General features: G+C 67.8%; 16 protein-coding genes and 1 pseudogene. 9 read left to right on the top strand and 8 right to left on the bottom strand.

Annotation, left to right across the window (positions count from 1 at the left end; translation table 11 throughout):
- Positions 1-122: 122 nt before the first annotated feature.
- Entirely contained in the window at positions 123-728 is a 606-nt protein-coding gene (locus LH400_RS15620) for a LysE/ArgO family amino acid transporter (RefSeq protein WP_229153676.1), read from the top strand.
- Positions 729-789: 61 nt separating this feature from the next.
- On the opposite strand, the gene LH400_RS15615 is transcribed toward LH400_RS15620, so the two are convergent.
- From LH400_RS15615 to LH400_RS15605, 3 genes are read right to left on the bottom strand one after another with little or no spacing between them, the layout of a single operon-like run.
- Positions 790-1,125, bottom strand: coding sequence for a DUF1491 family protein (locus tag LH400_RS15615; protein WP_229153674.1), 336 nt, complete (start codon positions 1,123-1,125; stop codon positions 790-792).
- A 37-nt stretch (positions 1,126-1,162) separates the two neighbouring features.
- The gene (locus LH400_RS15610) at positions 1,163-1,972 is read right to left on the bottom strand and encodes a peptidoglycan-binding domain-containing protein (RefSeq protein WP_229153673.1); all 810 of its coding nucleotides are present in this window, start codon (positions 1,970-1,972) and stop codon (positions 1,163-1,165) included.
- The gene (locus tag LH400_RS15605) at positions 1,950-3,746 is read right to left on the bottom strand and encodes a sensor histidine kinase (RefSeq protein ID WP_229153671.1); all 1,797 of its coding nucleotides are present in this window, start codon (positions 3,744-3,746) and stop codon (positions 1,950-1,952) included. The genes LH400_RS15610 and LH400_RS15605 overlap by 23 nt, the downstream gene beginning before the upstream one ends.
- A 393-nt stretch (positions 3,747-4,139) precedes the next feature.
- Between LH400_RS15605 and LH400_RS15600 the strand changes: the two genes are divergently transcribed.
- On the top strand, positions 4,140-4,775 hold the full coding sequence (locus LH400_RS15600; RefSeq protein ID WP_229153669.1) for a DUF5330 domain-containing protein: 636 nt from the start codon (positions 4,140-4,142) through the stop codon (positions 4,773-4,775).
- 98 nt (positions 4,776-4,873) lie between these two features.
- Positions 4,874-5,296: a SufE family protein gene (locus tag LH400_RS15595; protein ID WP_229153667.1), complete on the top strand. Its 423-nt coding sequence runs from the start codon at positions 4,874-4,876 to the stop codon at positions 5,294-5,296.
- A 60-nt stretch (positions 5,297-5,356) separates the two neighbouring features.
- Here the strand turns inward: LH400_RS15595 and LH400_RS15590 are convergent.
- Together LH400_RS15590 and LH400_RS15585 are read right to left on the bottom strand one after the other, a co-directional pair.
- Positions 5,357-5,845 (bottom strand): annotated as a pseudogene (locus LH400_RS15590) (DUF6456 domain-containing protein); the annotation flags it as partial.
- Positions 5,846-5,877: 32 nt separating this feature from the next.
- Positions 5,878-6,363, bottom strand: coding sequence for a helix-turn-helix domain-containing protein (locus tag LH400_RS15585; protein WP_229153663.1), 486 nt, complete (start codon positions 6,361-6,363; stop codon positions 5,878-5,880).
- Positions 6,364-6,573: 210 nt separating this feature from the next.
- Between LH400_RS15585 and LH400_RS15580 the strand changes: the two genes are divergently transcribed.
- From LH400_RS15580 to LH400_RS15555, 6 genes are all read left to right on the top strand, one after another.
- Positions 6,574-7,089, top strand: coding sequence for a hypothetical protein (locus tag LH400_RS15580; RefSeq protein WP_229153662.1), 516 nt, complete (start codon positions 6,574-6,576; stop codon positions 7,087-7,089).
- Positions 7,090-7,196: 107 nt separating this feature from the next.
- Positions 7,197-8,405: an ABC transporter substrate-binding protein gene (locus LH400_RS15575; RefSeq protein ID WP_370638423.1), complete on the top strand. Its 1,209-nt coding sequence runs from the start codon at positions 7,197-7,199 to the stop codon at positions 8,403-8,405.
- A gap of 250 nt (positions 8,406-8,655) precedes the next feature.
- Positions 8,656-9,420, top strand: coding sequence for an ABC transporter ATP-binding protein (locus tag LH400_RS15570; RefSeq protein WP_229153659.1), 765 nt, complete (start codon positions 8,656-8,658; stop codon positions 9,418-9,420).
- Positions 9,413-10,135 carry an ABC transporter ATP-binding protein gene (locus LH400_RS15565; RefSeq protein ID WP_229153658.1) on the top strand — a complete coding sequence of 241 codons (723 nt, stop codon included), beginning with the start codon at positions 9,413-9,415 and terminating at the stop codon, positions 10,133-10,135. The genes LH400_RS15570 and LH400_RS15565 overlap by 8 nt, the downstream gene beginning before the upstream one ends.
- A gap of 6 nt (positions 10,136-10,141) precedes the next feature.
- Positions 10,142-11,029, top strand: a complete 888-nt coding sequence (locus LH400_RS15560; RefSeq protein WP_229153657.1) for a branched-chain amino acid ABC transporter permease — start codon at positions 10,142-10,144, stop codon at positions 11,027-11,029.
- A 1-nt stretch (position 11,030) separates the two neighbouring features.
- Entirely contained in the window at positions 11,031-12,035 is a 1,005-nt protein-coding gene (locus tag LH400_RS15555; protein WP_229153656.1) for a branched-chain amino acid ABC transporter permease, read from the top strand.
- A 34-nt stretch (positions 12,036-12,069) separates the two neighbouring features.
- Here the strand turns inward: LH400_RS15555 and LH400_RS15550 are convergent, their stop codons facing one another.
- From LH400_RS15550 to LH400_RS15540, 3 genes are all read right to left on the bottom strand, one after another.
- Complete coding sequence (locus LH400_RS15550) at positions 12,070-13,053, bottom strand: CAP domain-containing protein (protein WP_229153655.1); 984 nt, start codon at positions 13,051-13,053, stop codon at positions 12,070-12,072.
- A 219-nt stretch (positions 13,054-13,272) separates the two neighbouring features.
- Positions 13,273-14,292, bottom strand: a complete 1,020-nt coding sequence (locus LH400_RS26390; RefSeq protein ID WP_229153654.1) for a response regulator — start codon at positions 14,290-14,292, stop codon at positions 13,273-13,275.
- A 5-nt stretch (positions 14,293-14,297) separates the two neighbouring features.
- The gene (locus LH400_RS15540) at positions 14,298-14,720 is read right to left on the bottom strand and encodes a response regulator (RefSeq protein ID WP_255617810.1); all 423 of its coding nucleotides are present in this window, start codon (positions 14,718-14,720) and stop codon (positions 14,298-14,300) included.
- Positions 14,721-14,742 lie beyond the last annotated feature (22 nt).

Genomic DNA, 14,742 nt, shown 5'->3' with positions numbered 1-14,742 from the left:
CCGGTGACGCGCGGCCGGCGAGCGGCGGGCCGGCGGGAGGCGGCGGCGCCGGCCTCGACAGTCCCCGGCGGCTCGGCTAGATCGCGCTCTCCCCCCTTGCAGCATCGGGACGGATACGCGACATGACCGAAGCCTTTGCGACGGGCCTCGCGGTCGGGCTTGGCCTCATTCTGGCGATCGGTGCGCAGAACGCCTTCGTCCTGCGCCAGGGTCTGCGCGGCGAACATCTCCTGTTGGTATGCCTGACCTGCGCGCTGTCCGACGCGATCCTGATTCTCGCCGGCGTCGGCGGCTTCAGCGTGGTCATCGACCGCTTTCCGATGCTCGATCCGGCGCTGCGCTATGCCGGCGCCGCCTTCCTTCTCTGGTACGGCGCCCGCAGCTTCATCGCCGCGCTGTCGTCGAGCGAGGTGCTCATGCCGGCCGAATCCGTGCCGAACAGCGCGAGGCGGACGCTTCTCATGTGCCTCGCGCTCACCTGGCTCAATCCGCATGTCTATCTTGATACCGTCGTCCTGATCGGGACGATCTCGACGCGCTTTCCGGGTCAGGCGCCGGCCTTCGCGCTCGGCGCGATGACCGCGTCATTCCTCTTCTTCTTCTCCCTCGGCTACGGCTCCGCGCTCCTGCGGCCGCTCTTTGCCAAGGCGTCGTCCTGGCGGGTGCTGGAATTCGTGGTCGGCGTGACGATGTGGTCGATCGCGGCCAAGCTGGTGCTCGGCCTCTAGCGCCTCCCCGGGCGCCGACGGCCGCTCCGAGCCGTGGCGGGGCTCTTCCCTCGCCTGCCGCCTATTCCTCCTCGACGATGTCGAGGAAGTCCGCCGGCCGCTCGGTCTCGATCTCGACGACCCAGAAGTCCGGATCGAAGCGCGCCTCGCTCTCGAACCGCTTTTCGAGCGCGGCCTCGTCCTCGGCCCGCTCGCGCATGAACTGCCGGCCGCCCGTCTCGGCCGAGAGGCTCTGGACGGCGGGACCGAAGAGCGTGATCTCGCCGCTCCGGCCCCTTGCGACGACGAAGATCGCGCCGGCAGCCTCCGCCCCGCGGCGCACCACGGCGGCGAAGTCGCCGGCCGCAAAGAGCCGCCGCACGAGCTGTGCGACGAAGAGGTCGCTGGTGATCCGCATGCCCGGTCTTCCTTCGCGTGAACGCCACGTCCACGCCCTAATGGACGATCCCGACCTCGGCGAGATGCTCCAGAAGCTCGGCATCGGGTTCGCCGGTGACCTTCATTCCCTCCAGCGCCTGAAAGGTCCGGATCGCCGCACGGGTCTTCTCGCCCGGGATTCCGTCGGCCTGGAGCTTTGCCACCTGCGCATTGGTCAGCGCCGTCTGGATCTTCTTCACCAGCTCGCCCTGGCTGAGTTCGGCGAACCGCTCCTCGACCTCACCAGGTTCCGCCTGATCGGTCGAATTGTCCGGCGCCTTGGCCGCAGGGACGTGCATGCGCTCCGAGATGGAGGCCGTCTGGCGCGGATCCGGCCGCGGCGAGGGCGACGGCGCGCTGCCCGAGAGCTGTCGCAGCTGCGACAGGAGCAGAGGCGTCGGCGCGCCGTCGACGGCAAGGCCGTTCGCCGCCTGGAAGGCACGGATCGCGTCGGAGGTCGCCTTGCCAGGCAGGCCGTCGATCGCCGCGGAATAATAGCCCTTGCCGGCGAGCGCTTCCTGCACTTCGCGCACGAGCGGAACCGGCTGGACGCCGGATGGCCCAGGCTGGCGCGCGGCGAGCTGGCTGCCGGTCGCCGGTCCGCGCGTTATCAGGATCGGATTGTTGTGGCGCGCATGCTGGCCGTAGAGCGCATTCGCCGCGACGCTGCCGAACAGCACGACGAAGGCCGTCAGCCCTGCCGACAGGATCGGCCGTCGCGCCAAAACGAGGCCGCCGGCCCGTGCGCCGCGACCCGCCAGGGCCGCACCGCGCCCGGCCAGCGCCACGGCGCGGAAGGCGGGGCTAGGCCGAGCGGCGCGTTTCATGGGCTTGCGTTTGGTTGGTCGTCTTTGTCCGGACATCGCTGAACGCTATGATATTTTCCTGGCTGCTACTGGGTGTGGCGGGCGCCGGCCGGCCGTCGCGCGGCAGCCTGACGCTCACCATTGTACCGATCCCCGGGTCGCTCGTCACCGTCACGGTCCCGCCATGCAGTTCGACCAGTCCCTTGACCAGCGACAGGCCGAGGCCGGTGCCCGGATAGCGCCGGGCGGTCCCGGTCGAAACCTGGACGAAAGGCTGACCCAGCCGCTTCAGGTCGTCCTCGGCGATGCCGATGCCGGTATCGCTGACGTCGAGTTCGATCACCTCGCCATCGACACGCGACTCCACGGTGACGATGCCGTCGTCGGTGAACTTCACCGCGTTGGAGAGAAGGTTGAGGAGGACCTGCTGCAGCGCGCGGCGGTCGGCAACCAGCATGGCGTCCCCGCAGGCGCTGCGGATGTCGATCCTCAGCCCCTTGCGCTGCGCCTCGTCGCGCATCAGCTCGCCGGCCTCCGTCACCGCCTCGGCAAGCCGGAAGGGTTCGGGTGAGAGCTCGTAGCGGCCGGCCTCGATCTTGGAGACGTCGAGCAGCGTGTTGACGACGGACAGGAGGTGCTGGCCCGACTGGCGGATCAGCCCGACATATTCCTTCTGCCTTGCACTCTCGAAGCCGCCGAAGAACTCCTGGTCGAGGATGTCGGAAAAGCCGATGATGGCGTTGAGCGGCGTGCGAAGCTCATGGCTCATCGCGGCGAGGAACTGGCTCTTGGCGGCCGAAGCATGATTGGCGGCGTCGAGCGCGGCCTCGAGCGCCTCCGCCTGGCCGGCCGCGACCTCCGGCACCGCGATCGCGACGAAGACCATGCCCGGCGGGTTTGCCGCCGGCTCCGGCCCGATCGTCAGCACCACCTGGCGATGACCGGCGCCCGGCCCGCCGAGCCGGGCGGCGATCCGGCGCTGCGGCTGGAGCCGCACCGCTTCGCCCAGCGCCCGCAGGACCTCGACGCGGTCGGCGACATGGACGCATTCGGCAAAGAGCGTGCCCGTATTATCCTCGTCGCGCATCCCCAGCATGGCGCTCGCGGCAGCCGAGGCCGAGAGGATGCGCCCGCGCCCGTCGAGAAGGACCAGAGCCGCGCCGCAGAAATCGGCCAGAGCGCGCTGGCGGACCGCCACGGGCGAGGCGGCGGAGAACGGAGTGTGCGCCCCGCGATGGCGCAGGATCCGCGCCGCATAGGCGAGCATCGCCGCGAGCGGCAGGAGATGGGCGAGGCCGAGATCGAGCGGACCATCGGCAAGGGCAATCGCCGCTCCCGCAGCGGCGAGCGCCGAGGCGGCGAGAGCGGCCGCAAGCCGTCGGCGCGACAGGAGGAGCGCCTCAGCCGGCAGGATGACGAGCACGGGCAGAATCAGCGCGAGAACCGCCCCGTCGAAGAGAGCTCCGGCCGAAAGCACGCCGAACAGAACCGTCCCGGCGAGCCAGAGCACCTGGTCGAGCGCGCCGGTGGCCGCCACGAGCCAGGCCGTGCCCAGCGCCAGGCCGGCCAGCACCAGCGGGAAGGCCGCCATGATCGCCGGAGCACCGAGGATGACGAGGCTCGGATAGGCCAGGGCCGCGGCAAGACCGATTCCGACGAGGCCTCCGATCGCGGCCGCATGCAGCCCGCGCTCGGCGGGCTCCGTCACGGCGGGCGAGACGAAGGCGTCGAGATGCCTCGGCAGGGACCGGATGGCGCCGGCGCATGCCGATGGCCGGCCTCGCTCTCCTTCCATCACTCTGTCCATTCCAACACTCGAAACTCACGCCACGCAGCCGGTCGCCAACGACGGCTTCGGCCTTTGGAAGCGATGATGGGGCGGCTGGTTTAAGGAAGCCATAAGCAGGGGAGAGATGCGGCCCGATCCAATCGCCGATCCCCCGGAAATCCGGCGATATGGGAGCCGAACCTTTGCCGTCATGGTTAACGGTTTCACCAGACCCCGCTCTCCTTTGGGCCGTTAACCCTCCCCACCGGTCGGGCCTCCGAATCGTTCGAATTCGCGCTAAATTTGGCTCACAGTTTCAACGTGACCTTTCGATCCGTCTGCCATGGTCGCGGCAAGCCGGACGAAGCGATCCGGCCTCGTCGGTGGGCACGACCCCACCGCGCATCGGGAGCGGGGAACATGATACGATTCTTCGTGAAGTCGGCGTTCTTTCTGGGTCTTGCCGCGATGGTCCTGCCGAGCCATTCGGGCGGCGACGGCAACGCCGACGGAGGCCTCGACGTCTTCGGGACGCTCGCCGGGGCGCAAGCCGCGATCTCCGACCTGTCGGGCTTCTGCGAGCGCGCGCCCGCGGCCTGCAATGCCGGCGGCAGCCTGATGCGGTTCGCCGGGGAGCGGGTCGGCGACGGACTCTCCCTCGCCTACAGCATGGTCGACGGGCCACAGACGGCCGAACCGCGGCACGCCCAGACGGCCGCGCCGGGCGGCCGCGTTGCGGCCATGCATCCGGCAGCCGCCGGAGCCCATGCGGCGAAGGCGAGCGAGACGGTCCCTGCTGCGATCCCGAGTGCTGTTGTGATTCCGGGCGCGGCGATCATCGAGGCGGCGGTCCGGGCCCGCCCGTTGGAAGACCGGGCAAAGGCGGGCGCCGCGCCCTCGGATCCGGATCCGACCATGACCGGAGCCGTCGGACAGGCGCTTCTCATGGCGATGCCGAGCCTTATCGGAGACCGGCCCGCCCCGAAGGCACCAATGCCCCCGTCAACGGTTCCGCCCGCGAACCTGCCGATCCCGCAGCCGGCTCCGCGCACCTGACATTTTGCCCCGGCTTTCCTATATCGGGACGAGTGCCGAGGAAGGCGCAGCGGCCAGCGAAGAGCCGGCAGAGGAACACGTATCCGGGCGGAGACGGGATGCAGACGATCGAAGAGATCGAGGCCGATTTCGAACTTCTCGACGACTGGGAAGATCGCTACCGCTATCTCATCGAGCTCGGCCGGACGCTGCCCGACATGCCGGCGGACGATCTGTCCGACGCGAACAAGGTGCGCGGCTGCGTCAGCCAGGTCTGGCTGACCAGCGAGCATGATGCCGCAAGCCCGCCGCATCTGACGTTCCGCGGCGAATCCGACGCCCATATCGTCCGCGGCCTCGTCGCCATTGCGCTCGCCCTGTTCTCCGGCCGCGCGGCGCCGGAAATCCTCGATATCGACGCCGAGGCGGCGTTTACGCGGCTCGGCCTGCAGGATCACCTGACCCCGCAGCGCTCCAACGGCCTGCGCTCCATGGTCAACCGGATCAAGGACGACGCCCGGCAGGCCCTCGCCACCGCCTGACGTTGACGAACCGGGCGCGTCCCCGCCCCACACGGTCGCCGCCCCGACAGCCGGCTCCCCTCACGACCGTCCGCCGATCGTCGGGCGCGCATCCTCGTCGCGCCAGCGCCTGATCCGCGACGCGCCGCCCGGCGCCGCGACCGACGCGAAGCCGTAATGCCGCGAGAGCATGCCGAGGCCGGCCTTCAGCATCAGCTTGGCCGAGCGCGCCGGCCACTGGCGCTCGCGCTCCACGGTCTCCAGCCCTTTCAGGAAGCAGCAGACGTCAAGGAGGACGCCGGATAGCTCCGGCCCGACCACCGTCATCGCATCCGATACGCGCCGGCGCGCGTCGATCGCGGAATCGGAGAGGTCGCCGGCCCCGGCCCGCGCACCGGCGCGCGAGCCGGCCTGCCGTGGCTCGCCGTCCCAGCGCTGGCTGACCGACGGCGTCAGATTGCCTCGCGTGAAATCGACGCGCAGGCGCTCGCCCGCCATCGCCTCCGCCTCGCTCAAAAACGGCGTGCCGCCCCGCCCGCGGCGGCTGGCAAGCCGCGTCAAAGGCGATTCGTCGAGATCGAAACCCGGGCCCGCCGCCACCATCACACGTCCCTCCGGACGGCCTGGCCGCCGCCATCCTTCGCTTCCGCCGCCTCGCGCTGCATGGCGGCATGCACTGCATGCGCCAGACGTTCCAGACGGCCGAGCAACGCATCGAAGGCGGCATCGTCCCGGCGGTCCTCGATGCGGCGGACCGCATGGGCGACCGTCGTGCGATCGCGGCCGAACTCTCCGGCCATGGCGTTGAGCGAGATCTGGAAGACCACATGGGCGAGATAGATCGCGACGTGGCGCGCGTCGCAGACCGGGACGACCGCCCGGTTCGGCCGCTCGATCTCGGCGAGCGGGATGTCGAAGAAGGCGCTGGCGATTTCGCGCGACAGGCGGCAGGCAAGGCGTGTCGTGCCGCGGCGCCCGCCCGCCTCGCCCGACTTCGGCGAGAGGAGTTTGGTCGTGCTTCTCGGCAGGGAATCGGCGCCTGACCTCCCCCGGGCGGCGTCGGGGCCTGCAACTGATGCGATATGCATGACGGGAACCTCTGACACTGGACGATAACTCCGGTGATAGCCCGATCAGATCAGTATGTGAATATCTTCCTATCTCTGACTCACGCCCACTCCCTCCAGAACCGAGAGCGAAGGCTTTGGTCTGACTGCCTTCGGCGGAGTCCGCAAGGAATTTATCCCCTCCCCTCTCCATCCGGCCCAGGCTCCTGCGATGTCTTTCGGAGCCAGCCCATGATGTCACCCGCCAGCCTCGCCCCGCTTCTTCGCCGTCTTTCCGCCGAGGCGAAGCGCAACGCCGAGGCGCGCCGCGCGGCCGACGCCGCAGGGCTGTCGCGGCTGGAGCTGCGCGGGCTTCTCCTGCGATTCGGCGCCGATGCGCGCCAGATCGACGCGGCGGTGGCCGCAGACGACCCGCTGCGCCTGCCGGAGGCGGCCCGCGAGCACCTGCGGTCCCGGCTTGCAGCCGAGGCGGCCCGACTCGCCCGGCGGGCCCGGATTCGCGACCCGCGCTACGACATCAACCGCCATGTCGCCGTCTCGCGTCTTCAACGCTGGCTGAATGGCGAGCGTCCATGGTCCCATGACGAAGAGGACGTGCGCTCGGGCCGAGAACTGAACAACCGCTTTCGCGGCAAATCCCCGGCCAGGAGGGCCGATGCGGGCGATAAGATGCTGCCGGGCAACCGCGATCGCGCGCCGCGCCAGCGCGCGTCACCACCGACGAAGGTTTCATGGCCCTTCGCTTGACAGGTCCGGGCCGGCGGTCTCACATCGCAGCCGATCGTGCGGCCCTGCGGGAGGACAAGCAAGGCCGCATCGACCTTTGGGAGGAGTGATTCATGCGTTTGAACAAAATCCTGTGCGCCGCGGGCGTCGCGGCGGCAGCCCTTTATCCCGTGGCATCGCAGGCGCAGGAGGTTTCCGACGACGTCGTCAAGATCGGCATCCTGAACGACCAGTCCGGCGTCTATGCCGACTTCGGCGGCAAATGGTCGGTGGAAGCCGCCAAGATGGCGGCCGAGGACTTCGGCGGCACGGTTCTGGGCAAGCCGATCGAGATCATCGACGCCGACCACCAGAACAAGCCGGACATCGCCTCCAACATCGCCCGCGAGTGGTACGACACCCAGAACGTCGACGCGATCATGGAACTGACCACCTCCTCGGTGGCGCTGGCCGTGCAGGGCCTTTCCAAGGAGAAGAAGAAGATCGACATCGTCACCGGCGCGGCGACGACGGATCTGACCGGCAAGCAGTGCAGCCCCTACGGCTTCCACTGGGCCTACGACACCCATGCGCTGGCGGTCGGCACAGGCGGCGCGCTTGTCAAGGCCGGCGGCGACACCTGGTTCTTCCTGACCGCCGACTACGCCTTCGGCTATTCGCTGGAGGACCAGACCGCGAGCTTCGTCAAGGCGAATGGCGGCAAGGTGCTCGGCGACGTCAAGCATCCGCTGTCGACCAACGACTTCTCCTCCTTCCTCCTGCAGGCGCAGTCTTCCGGCGCCAAGGTGATCGGCCTCGCCAATGCCGGCCTCGACACGGCCAATGCGATCAAGCAGGCCGCCGAGTTCGGCATCACCCAGGGCGGGCAGAAGCTCGCCGCGCTGCTCTTCACCCTCGCCGAAGTCCACGGCCTCGGCGTCGAGGCGGCGCAGGGTCTGAACCTCACCGAGGGCTGGTACTGGGACCAGGACGACGAGAACCGCGCCTTCGCCAAGCGCTTCATGGAAAAGACCGGCCGCATGCCGAACATGATCCAGGCCGGCACCTATTCGGCGGTGCTGCAATATCTGAAGGCGGTGAAGGAAGCCGGCACCGACGCCACCGAGCCGGTCGCCAAGAAGCTGCACGAAATGCCGGTGAAGGACCTCTTCGCCAAGAACGGCACGGTCCAGGAAAACGGCAGCATGGTCTACGACATGTACCTCTTCCAGGTGAAGACGCCGGAGGAGTCGAAGGATCCTTGGGACGTCTACAAGCAGGTCTCGGTCGTGCCGGGCAAGGAGGCCTTCCTCTCGGTCGAAGATTCGGGCTGCGACGTCTCCAGCTTCCCGAAGTGAGGGGTTCGGGAGCCGGGGCGCGATGCGTCCTCGGCGCCCCGGCTTGCGCGCCTTTGCCGGTCCGGCCGCCGCCGGACCGGCGCAATTGCCGACTTGCCAGTAACGCAGCGTACGGGCTCAATGTCCGAGGGCCAGCCGAGAGCCTCGCGGCGCGCCAAACGGTGCTTCGGGTGTGGCGACTCGTATTGCCCCCGCCTGATCCGCCGGATGGCCGGCCGGCGCTTCGCGCCATAGGGAGACTTCACCGCCGATGACTGCATCCGCGTCCGACGCGATCCTCTCCGCCCGTGGGCTGACCAAGGAGTTCTTCGGCTTCAAGGCTGTGAACGATGTCGATCTCGACGTCCGCGAGGGCACGATCCACGCGCTGATCGGGCCGAACGGCGCCGGCAAGACGACGGTGTTCAACCTCCTCACCAAATTCCTGACGCCGAGCGCCGGCAAGATCGTCTTTCGCGGCCGCGACATCACCGGGGTGAAGCCGGCCGACGTCGCCCGCATGGGTCTCGTCCGCTCGTTCCAGATCTCCGCGGTCTTCCCGCATCTCACCGTTCTCGACAATGTCCGCGTGGCGCTGCAGCGCAAGGACCATCTGGCGACGCAGTTCTGGCGCTCGAACCGCGTGCTCGACCGGCTGAACGGTGAGGCGAACCGGCTGATCGAGGCGGTGGGGTTGACGGCCTATGCCGAGATCGACGCGGCGGAACTGCCCTATGGCCGCAAGCGCGCGCTGGAAATTGCGACGACTCTCGCCCTCGACCCGCCGGTCCTGCTTTTCGACGAGCCGATGGCCGGCATGGGCGTCGAGGACATCGGCCGCATCTCGGCCCTGATCAAGCGCATCGCCAAGGGCCGGACCGTCGTCATGGTCGAGCACAACCTCTCCGTCGTCGCCGATCTCTGCGACCAGGTGACGGTGCTCGCGCGCGGCGAGATCCTTGCCGAAGGCGATTATGAAACCGTCTCGACGGACGCCCGCGTGCGCGAGGCCTATATGGGAACCGAGGATGCTTGACCGGCCCTCCGCACAAGCGCCGTTGCTGAAGGTCCGCGACCTCAATGGCTGGTATGGCGAGAGCCACGTCCTGCACGGCGTCTCGCTCGATCTCCACGAGGGCGAGACGATCACCCTCGTCGGGCGCAACGGCGCCGGCAAGACGACGACCCTGCGCGCCATCATGAACCTTCTGCCGCGCCGCTCCGGCGAGATCCGCATCGCCGGCGAGGACATGATGAAGGTCAAGGTCCACAAGACCGCCTATGCCGGCATCGGCTATGTGCCGGAGGAGCGCGGCATCTTCGCCTCCCTCTCGGTCTCGGAGAATTTGATGCTGCCGCCGCGCGTCGCCGCCGGCGGGATGAGCGTCGAGGAGATCTACGACCTCTTCCCGAACCTTGCCGAACGGCGGAACTCTCCCGGCACGAAGCTCTCCGGCGGCGAACAGCAGATGCTGGCGATCGCCCGGATCCTTCGGACCGGCGCCCGGATCATCCTCCTCGACGAGCCGACCGAGGGGCTTGCGCCGGTGATCATCCAGCGCATCGGCGACGTGCTCATCGAGCTGAAGAAGAAGGGCATGACGCTGCTTCTCGTCGAACAGAACTTCCGCTTCGCCAGAAAGGTCGCAGACCGTTTCTACCTGATGGAGGACGGCCATATCCTCGAGAGCTTCCCGACATCGGAGCTCGATGCGAAGATGGATCGCCTGCACGAAGTCGTGGGAGTCTGACCTGACATGACCATGGTGTTCGGAATCCCGCTGCCCGCGCTCCTCGGCCAGCTCCTGATCGGCTTCATCAACGGGTCGTTCTACGCGATCCTGTCGCTCGGCCTCGCCGTGATCTTCGGGCTCCTCAGGGTCATCAACTTCGCCCATGGCGCGCAGTACATGCTCGGCGCCTTCGTCGCCTATCTCACCCTCGCCTATACCGGCCTCGGCTTCTGGCCGGCGCTGATCGTCGCGCCGCTGATCGTGGCGGCCGTCTCGGCGGCGATCGAACGCACCATGCTCTCGCGGCTCTACGACCTCGACCATCTCTACGGCCTTCTCTTCACCTTCGGCCTGGCGCTGATCATCGAGGGGACGTTCCGCTATTATTTCGGCTCGGCCGGCCAGCCCTACCAGACGCCGCAACTGCTCTCGGGCGGCACCAATCTCGGCTTCATGTTCCTGCCCAACTATCGCGGCTTCGTCGTCGTCGCCTCGATGGTCATCTGCCTCGCCACCTGGCTCCTGATCGAGAAGACCCGGCTCGGCTCCTATCTCAGGGCCGCGACGGAAAATCCGCAGCTGGTCCAGGCCTTCGGCGTCAACGTGCCGCTGCTCCTCACCCTCACCTATGCGCTGGGCGCCGGCCTTGCCGGTCTCGCGGGCGTCCTCGCCGCGCCGATCTACCAGGTCTCGCCGCTGATGGGCTCGAACCTCATCATCATCGTCTTCGCGGTCGTGGTCATCGGCGGCATGGGCTCCATCGTCGGCGCGATCCTGTCCGGCTACATGCTCGGCATTCTGGAAGGCCTGACCAAGGTGTTCTATCCGGAGGCCTCCAACATCGTCGTCTTCGTCATCATGGCCGTCGTCCTGATGGTGCGACCGGCCGGCCTCTTCGGCAAGGAGATCTGACATGGCGAGCCTTCAGGAGACGTCCGCCATTCGCGACGGCGAGGGATCGCAGGAAGCCTCGCCGCGCCGCAGGACCGGTCAGCGCGGGCTTTCGACCGCCGGCCTCGTCGTCGCCGTGATCGCACTCGCCGGGCTGATCGCCGCCCCCTTCTTCGTCTATCCGGTCTTCCTGATGACGGTGATGTGCTTCGCGCTGTTCGCCACCGCCTTCAACCTTCTCCTCGGCTATGTCGGCCTCCTGTCCTTCGGCCATGCCGCCTTCTTCGGGGGCGCGGCCTATTTCACCGCCCATGCCGTCAAGGTCTGGCATTGGGATCCCCTGGCCGCGATCGCCCTCGGCTTCGTCGGCGCCGGGCTGATGGGCCTCGTCGTCGGCTTCATCGCCATCCGGCGCCAGGGCATCTATTTCGCCATGGTGACGCTGGCCCTGTCGCAGATGATCTTCTTCATCTTCCTGCAGGCGCCCTTCACCCATGGCGAGGACGGCATCCAGGGCGTGCCGCGCGGCAATCTCCTCGGCATCCTCGACCTCAACCAGCCGCTCAACATCTACTATCTGGTACTGGCGATCTTCGTCCTCGGCTTCTTCGCCGTCTGGCGGATCGTCAACTCGCCCTTCGGCCATGTCCTGAAGGCGATCCGCGAGAACGAGAACCGGGCGATCTCGCTCGGCTACCGGGTCGAGCGCTACAAGCTCGGCGCCTTCGTCATGTCGGCGGCGATCGCCGGCGTCGCCGGCTCGATGAAGGCGATCGTCCTGCAGATCGCGACGCTGACCGACGTCGCCTGGCAGATGTCCGGCGAGGTCGTGCTGATGACCCTCCTCGGCGGCATGGGCACGATCTTCGGCCCGAGCGTCGGCGCGGCGCTGGTCGTCACCATGCAGAACTATTTCGCGACATCAGGATTTCCGGTCACCGTCGTGATCGGCATCATCTTCGTCCTCTGCGTCCTCCTCTTCCGCCGCGGCATCGTCGGCGAGGCGATCCGGCTGATGCGGCGATAGGAGAGCAGAGTCGGAGGTGGCGGGCGGCAACCCCCTACCGCCTCGTCCCCATGAGCATGATCGCCACCTTGCGGCCTCCCCCATTGGCCTGAAGCGCGAAGCCGATATCCGTGACATCGGGATCGAGTAGCTGCTTGCGGTACCGCGCATTGCCGAGCCACTGCTCGCGGAAGGACCGGATGTCGGCCGCGGTCGGCTTCGTCCCGCAGCCGCCGCAGGCCGCCGAGAGCACCGACAGCGACCGCCAACGGCCACGCTCGCCGGCCGGCAGGGCGTCGGCGAGATCGATCGATTTCAACGAAGCATCATCGGAGCCCGGCGCCGGCAGGAAGGACCGCGCGGCCTTGATCAGGGCGTCGTCGGTCTCGACGGGCCCCGCGTCATGGCGCTTGCGCGCCGCGCTCATGAGTTCGGCGGCGCGCTCCGGCACCTCTGCCGGATCGAGCGGCTTGGCAGCCTGCGCCTCCTCGCCTCCATTGGACGTCCCGGGCCCGGAAAAGGTCTGCACGGCGTAGAGGCCGTCATCGGCCGTGAGCACGATCCCGTAGCCGAAGCCTTCGAGGCCCTCGCGCAGGATATTCTCGCGATGGTGCGGGCTGTTCATCCAGCCGGTCTCAAGCTTCTCGATGCGGTTGGCGTTGATTGGCGGACGGCACCCGGCGCAGCGCGCAATGTTCTCCTCCACGAGCTTCCAGCGGCTACCGCCAGCATCGATGAAGCGATCCTGCACATCATTGCCCTCGGGAGAAGTGTGGGAATAGTAGTTGCGCTGGGCCATGTCCTCGGCGTGCCGCTGCGCAGCCTCGTTCAACGGGCCGGTCAGTTCGAGCGGCTCGCGCCCGTGCTTCTGCCGGTCCGCGTTGACGGCCGAAAGCGCTTGGCTTCGCCATTTGCCGAGCTGGTCCGGTTCGGCCCGGGCCGGGCCGGCGCCGACGCCGACGAGCGCCAGTGCGAGGCAAAGTGCCGGGAAGAGGAGCAACCGGCCGGGGCCGGCTCGCCGTCCGAAAATACTGCGCATCATCGATCCATCACCGCCTCGAGAAAAATTCTCGCCCGCCGAATTCCGGCGGCGGGTCTCCTCTAAACTGGGTTGCGGGAGGAACACGCCAAGCAGGCAAGTCTTTCGCCGTCTCCGCTTCCGGGATCGGGCGGACCTTGCACGCAACCGGTTCACGCAGCGCGGGCTTGACCGTCCGCTGCGCCTTCTGCGGGTTGCGCCGTCGCGGCGATGAGGATTCTAGAGCGGCGCCTTGATGCTCACCTGCATGGCGGGGCCGGCGCCATAGTCCAGCTCCGCCTTGAGGCTCATAGCCATCGCCCGGATCAGCTTGGTGCCGATGCCGGTTCCCTTGGGCGAGTTCGCGGGGTCGAAGCCCTTGCCGTCATCCTCGACCTTCAGCCGGAACGAGCCGTTTTCGCGCAGCAGCGACACCCGGACCTCGCCGCTCTGGCCGTTCGCATAGGCGTATTTGCAGGCATTGCCGACCAGTTCGTTGACGATCACGCCGACCGAGACCGCCTTGTCCGTCGCCAGCCGGATATTGTCGGCGACGAGGCGGATCAGCCGCGGCGAGGCCGGCGTCGACCAGGTCGATTCCAGCTCGGCGATGAAGGAGCCGAGATATTCGGCCATGTCCACCGTCTCGATGTCGTCGGAGGTATAGAGCCGCCGATGCACCTGGCCGATCGCTGCGATCCGCTGATGGGTGTCCTTCAGCGCGACCTTGGCCTCCTCGCTCTGGACGCTCGAGGCCTGGAGCTGCACGAAGGCACCGACGATCTGGAGCGAATTGGCGACGCGGTGATTGGCCTCCTTCAGGAGCGCGGCGAGCCGCTCGTTGCTCGCCAGCAGCGCCCGTTCCGCCTCCGTCTTGGCGGCAAGCAGCGCCCGGCGGTCCAGCGCCTGGTCGAAGCTCGAGGCCAGAAGGTCGAAGAAATCCTCGCCGACGGCCTTCACGACATAGTCCGCAGCACCCGCCTTCAGCGCGGCGACGGCGACCCGCGTCTCCTCGGACCCGGTGACATAGACGACCGGCGGCGGCGCCTCGAGCGCGCCGATCATCGCCAGCGTCTCCAGCCCGTCCTTGCCCGGCATGTAGTGGTCGATCGCGACGAGGTCGAAGGGTTCGGCGGCAAGCAGCGCCATGCCCGCATCGGCCCCTTCCGCCGTCACGACCTCATAGCCGCGGCGGCGCAGCGCGCGCCGCGTCAGCGTGCGCAGACCCTCGTCATCGTCGATGTAGAGAACCCGGGGCACGGAAGCTACGATGCGTCCTTCTCCTGGTCGGGAAGCTGAATCACGGAGATGAACAGGCCGAGCTGGCGGATCGCCTGTGCAAAGGATTCATAGTTCACCGGCTTGGTGATGTAGACATTGGCGCCGAGATCGTAGCAGCGCTCGATCTCCACCTTGTCGTCCGTGGTCGTCAGCACGACGACGGGCGTCCGCCGCAGGGGGCTTCCCTCGGCCTTCATCTTGACCAGGATGTCGGTCCCGCTCATGTCCGGAAGGTTGAGGTCGAGAAGCACGAGGGCCGGGCCGTTGCGGGCCGGGCCCTGGTGGTGGTTGAACAGGAAGTCCAGCGCCGATGTGCCGTCGGCAAAATGATTGATCTCGTTGGAGACGCCCGCGCGGCGGATATTCTTCTCGATCAGACGCGCATGCCCCTCGTCATCCTCGATCATCACGATGCTGACGGTCTGGTGG

The sequence above is a fragment of the Jiella soli genome (genome assembly GCF_020615385.1).
In the GTDB taxonomy this organism is placed as follows: domain Bacteria; phylum Pseudomonadota; class Alphaproteobacteria; order Rhizobiales; family Rhizobiaceae; genus VKMB-3413.
This window is presented reverse-complemented; position numbering and strand designations above follow the sequence as displayed.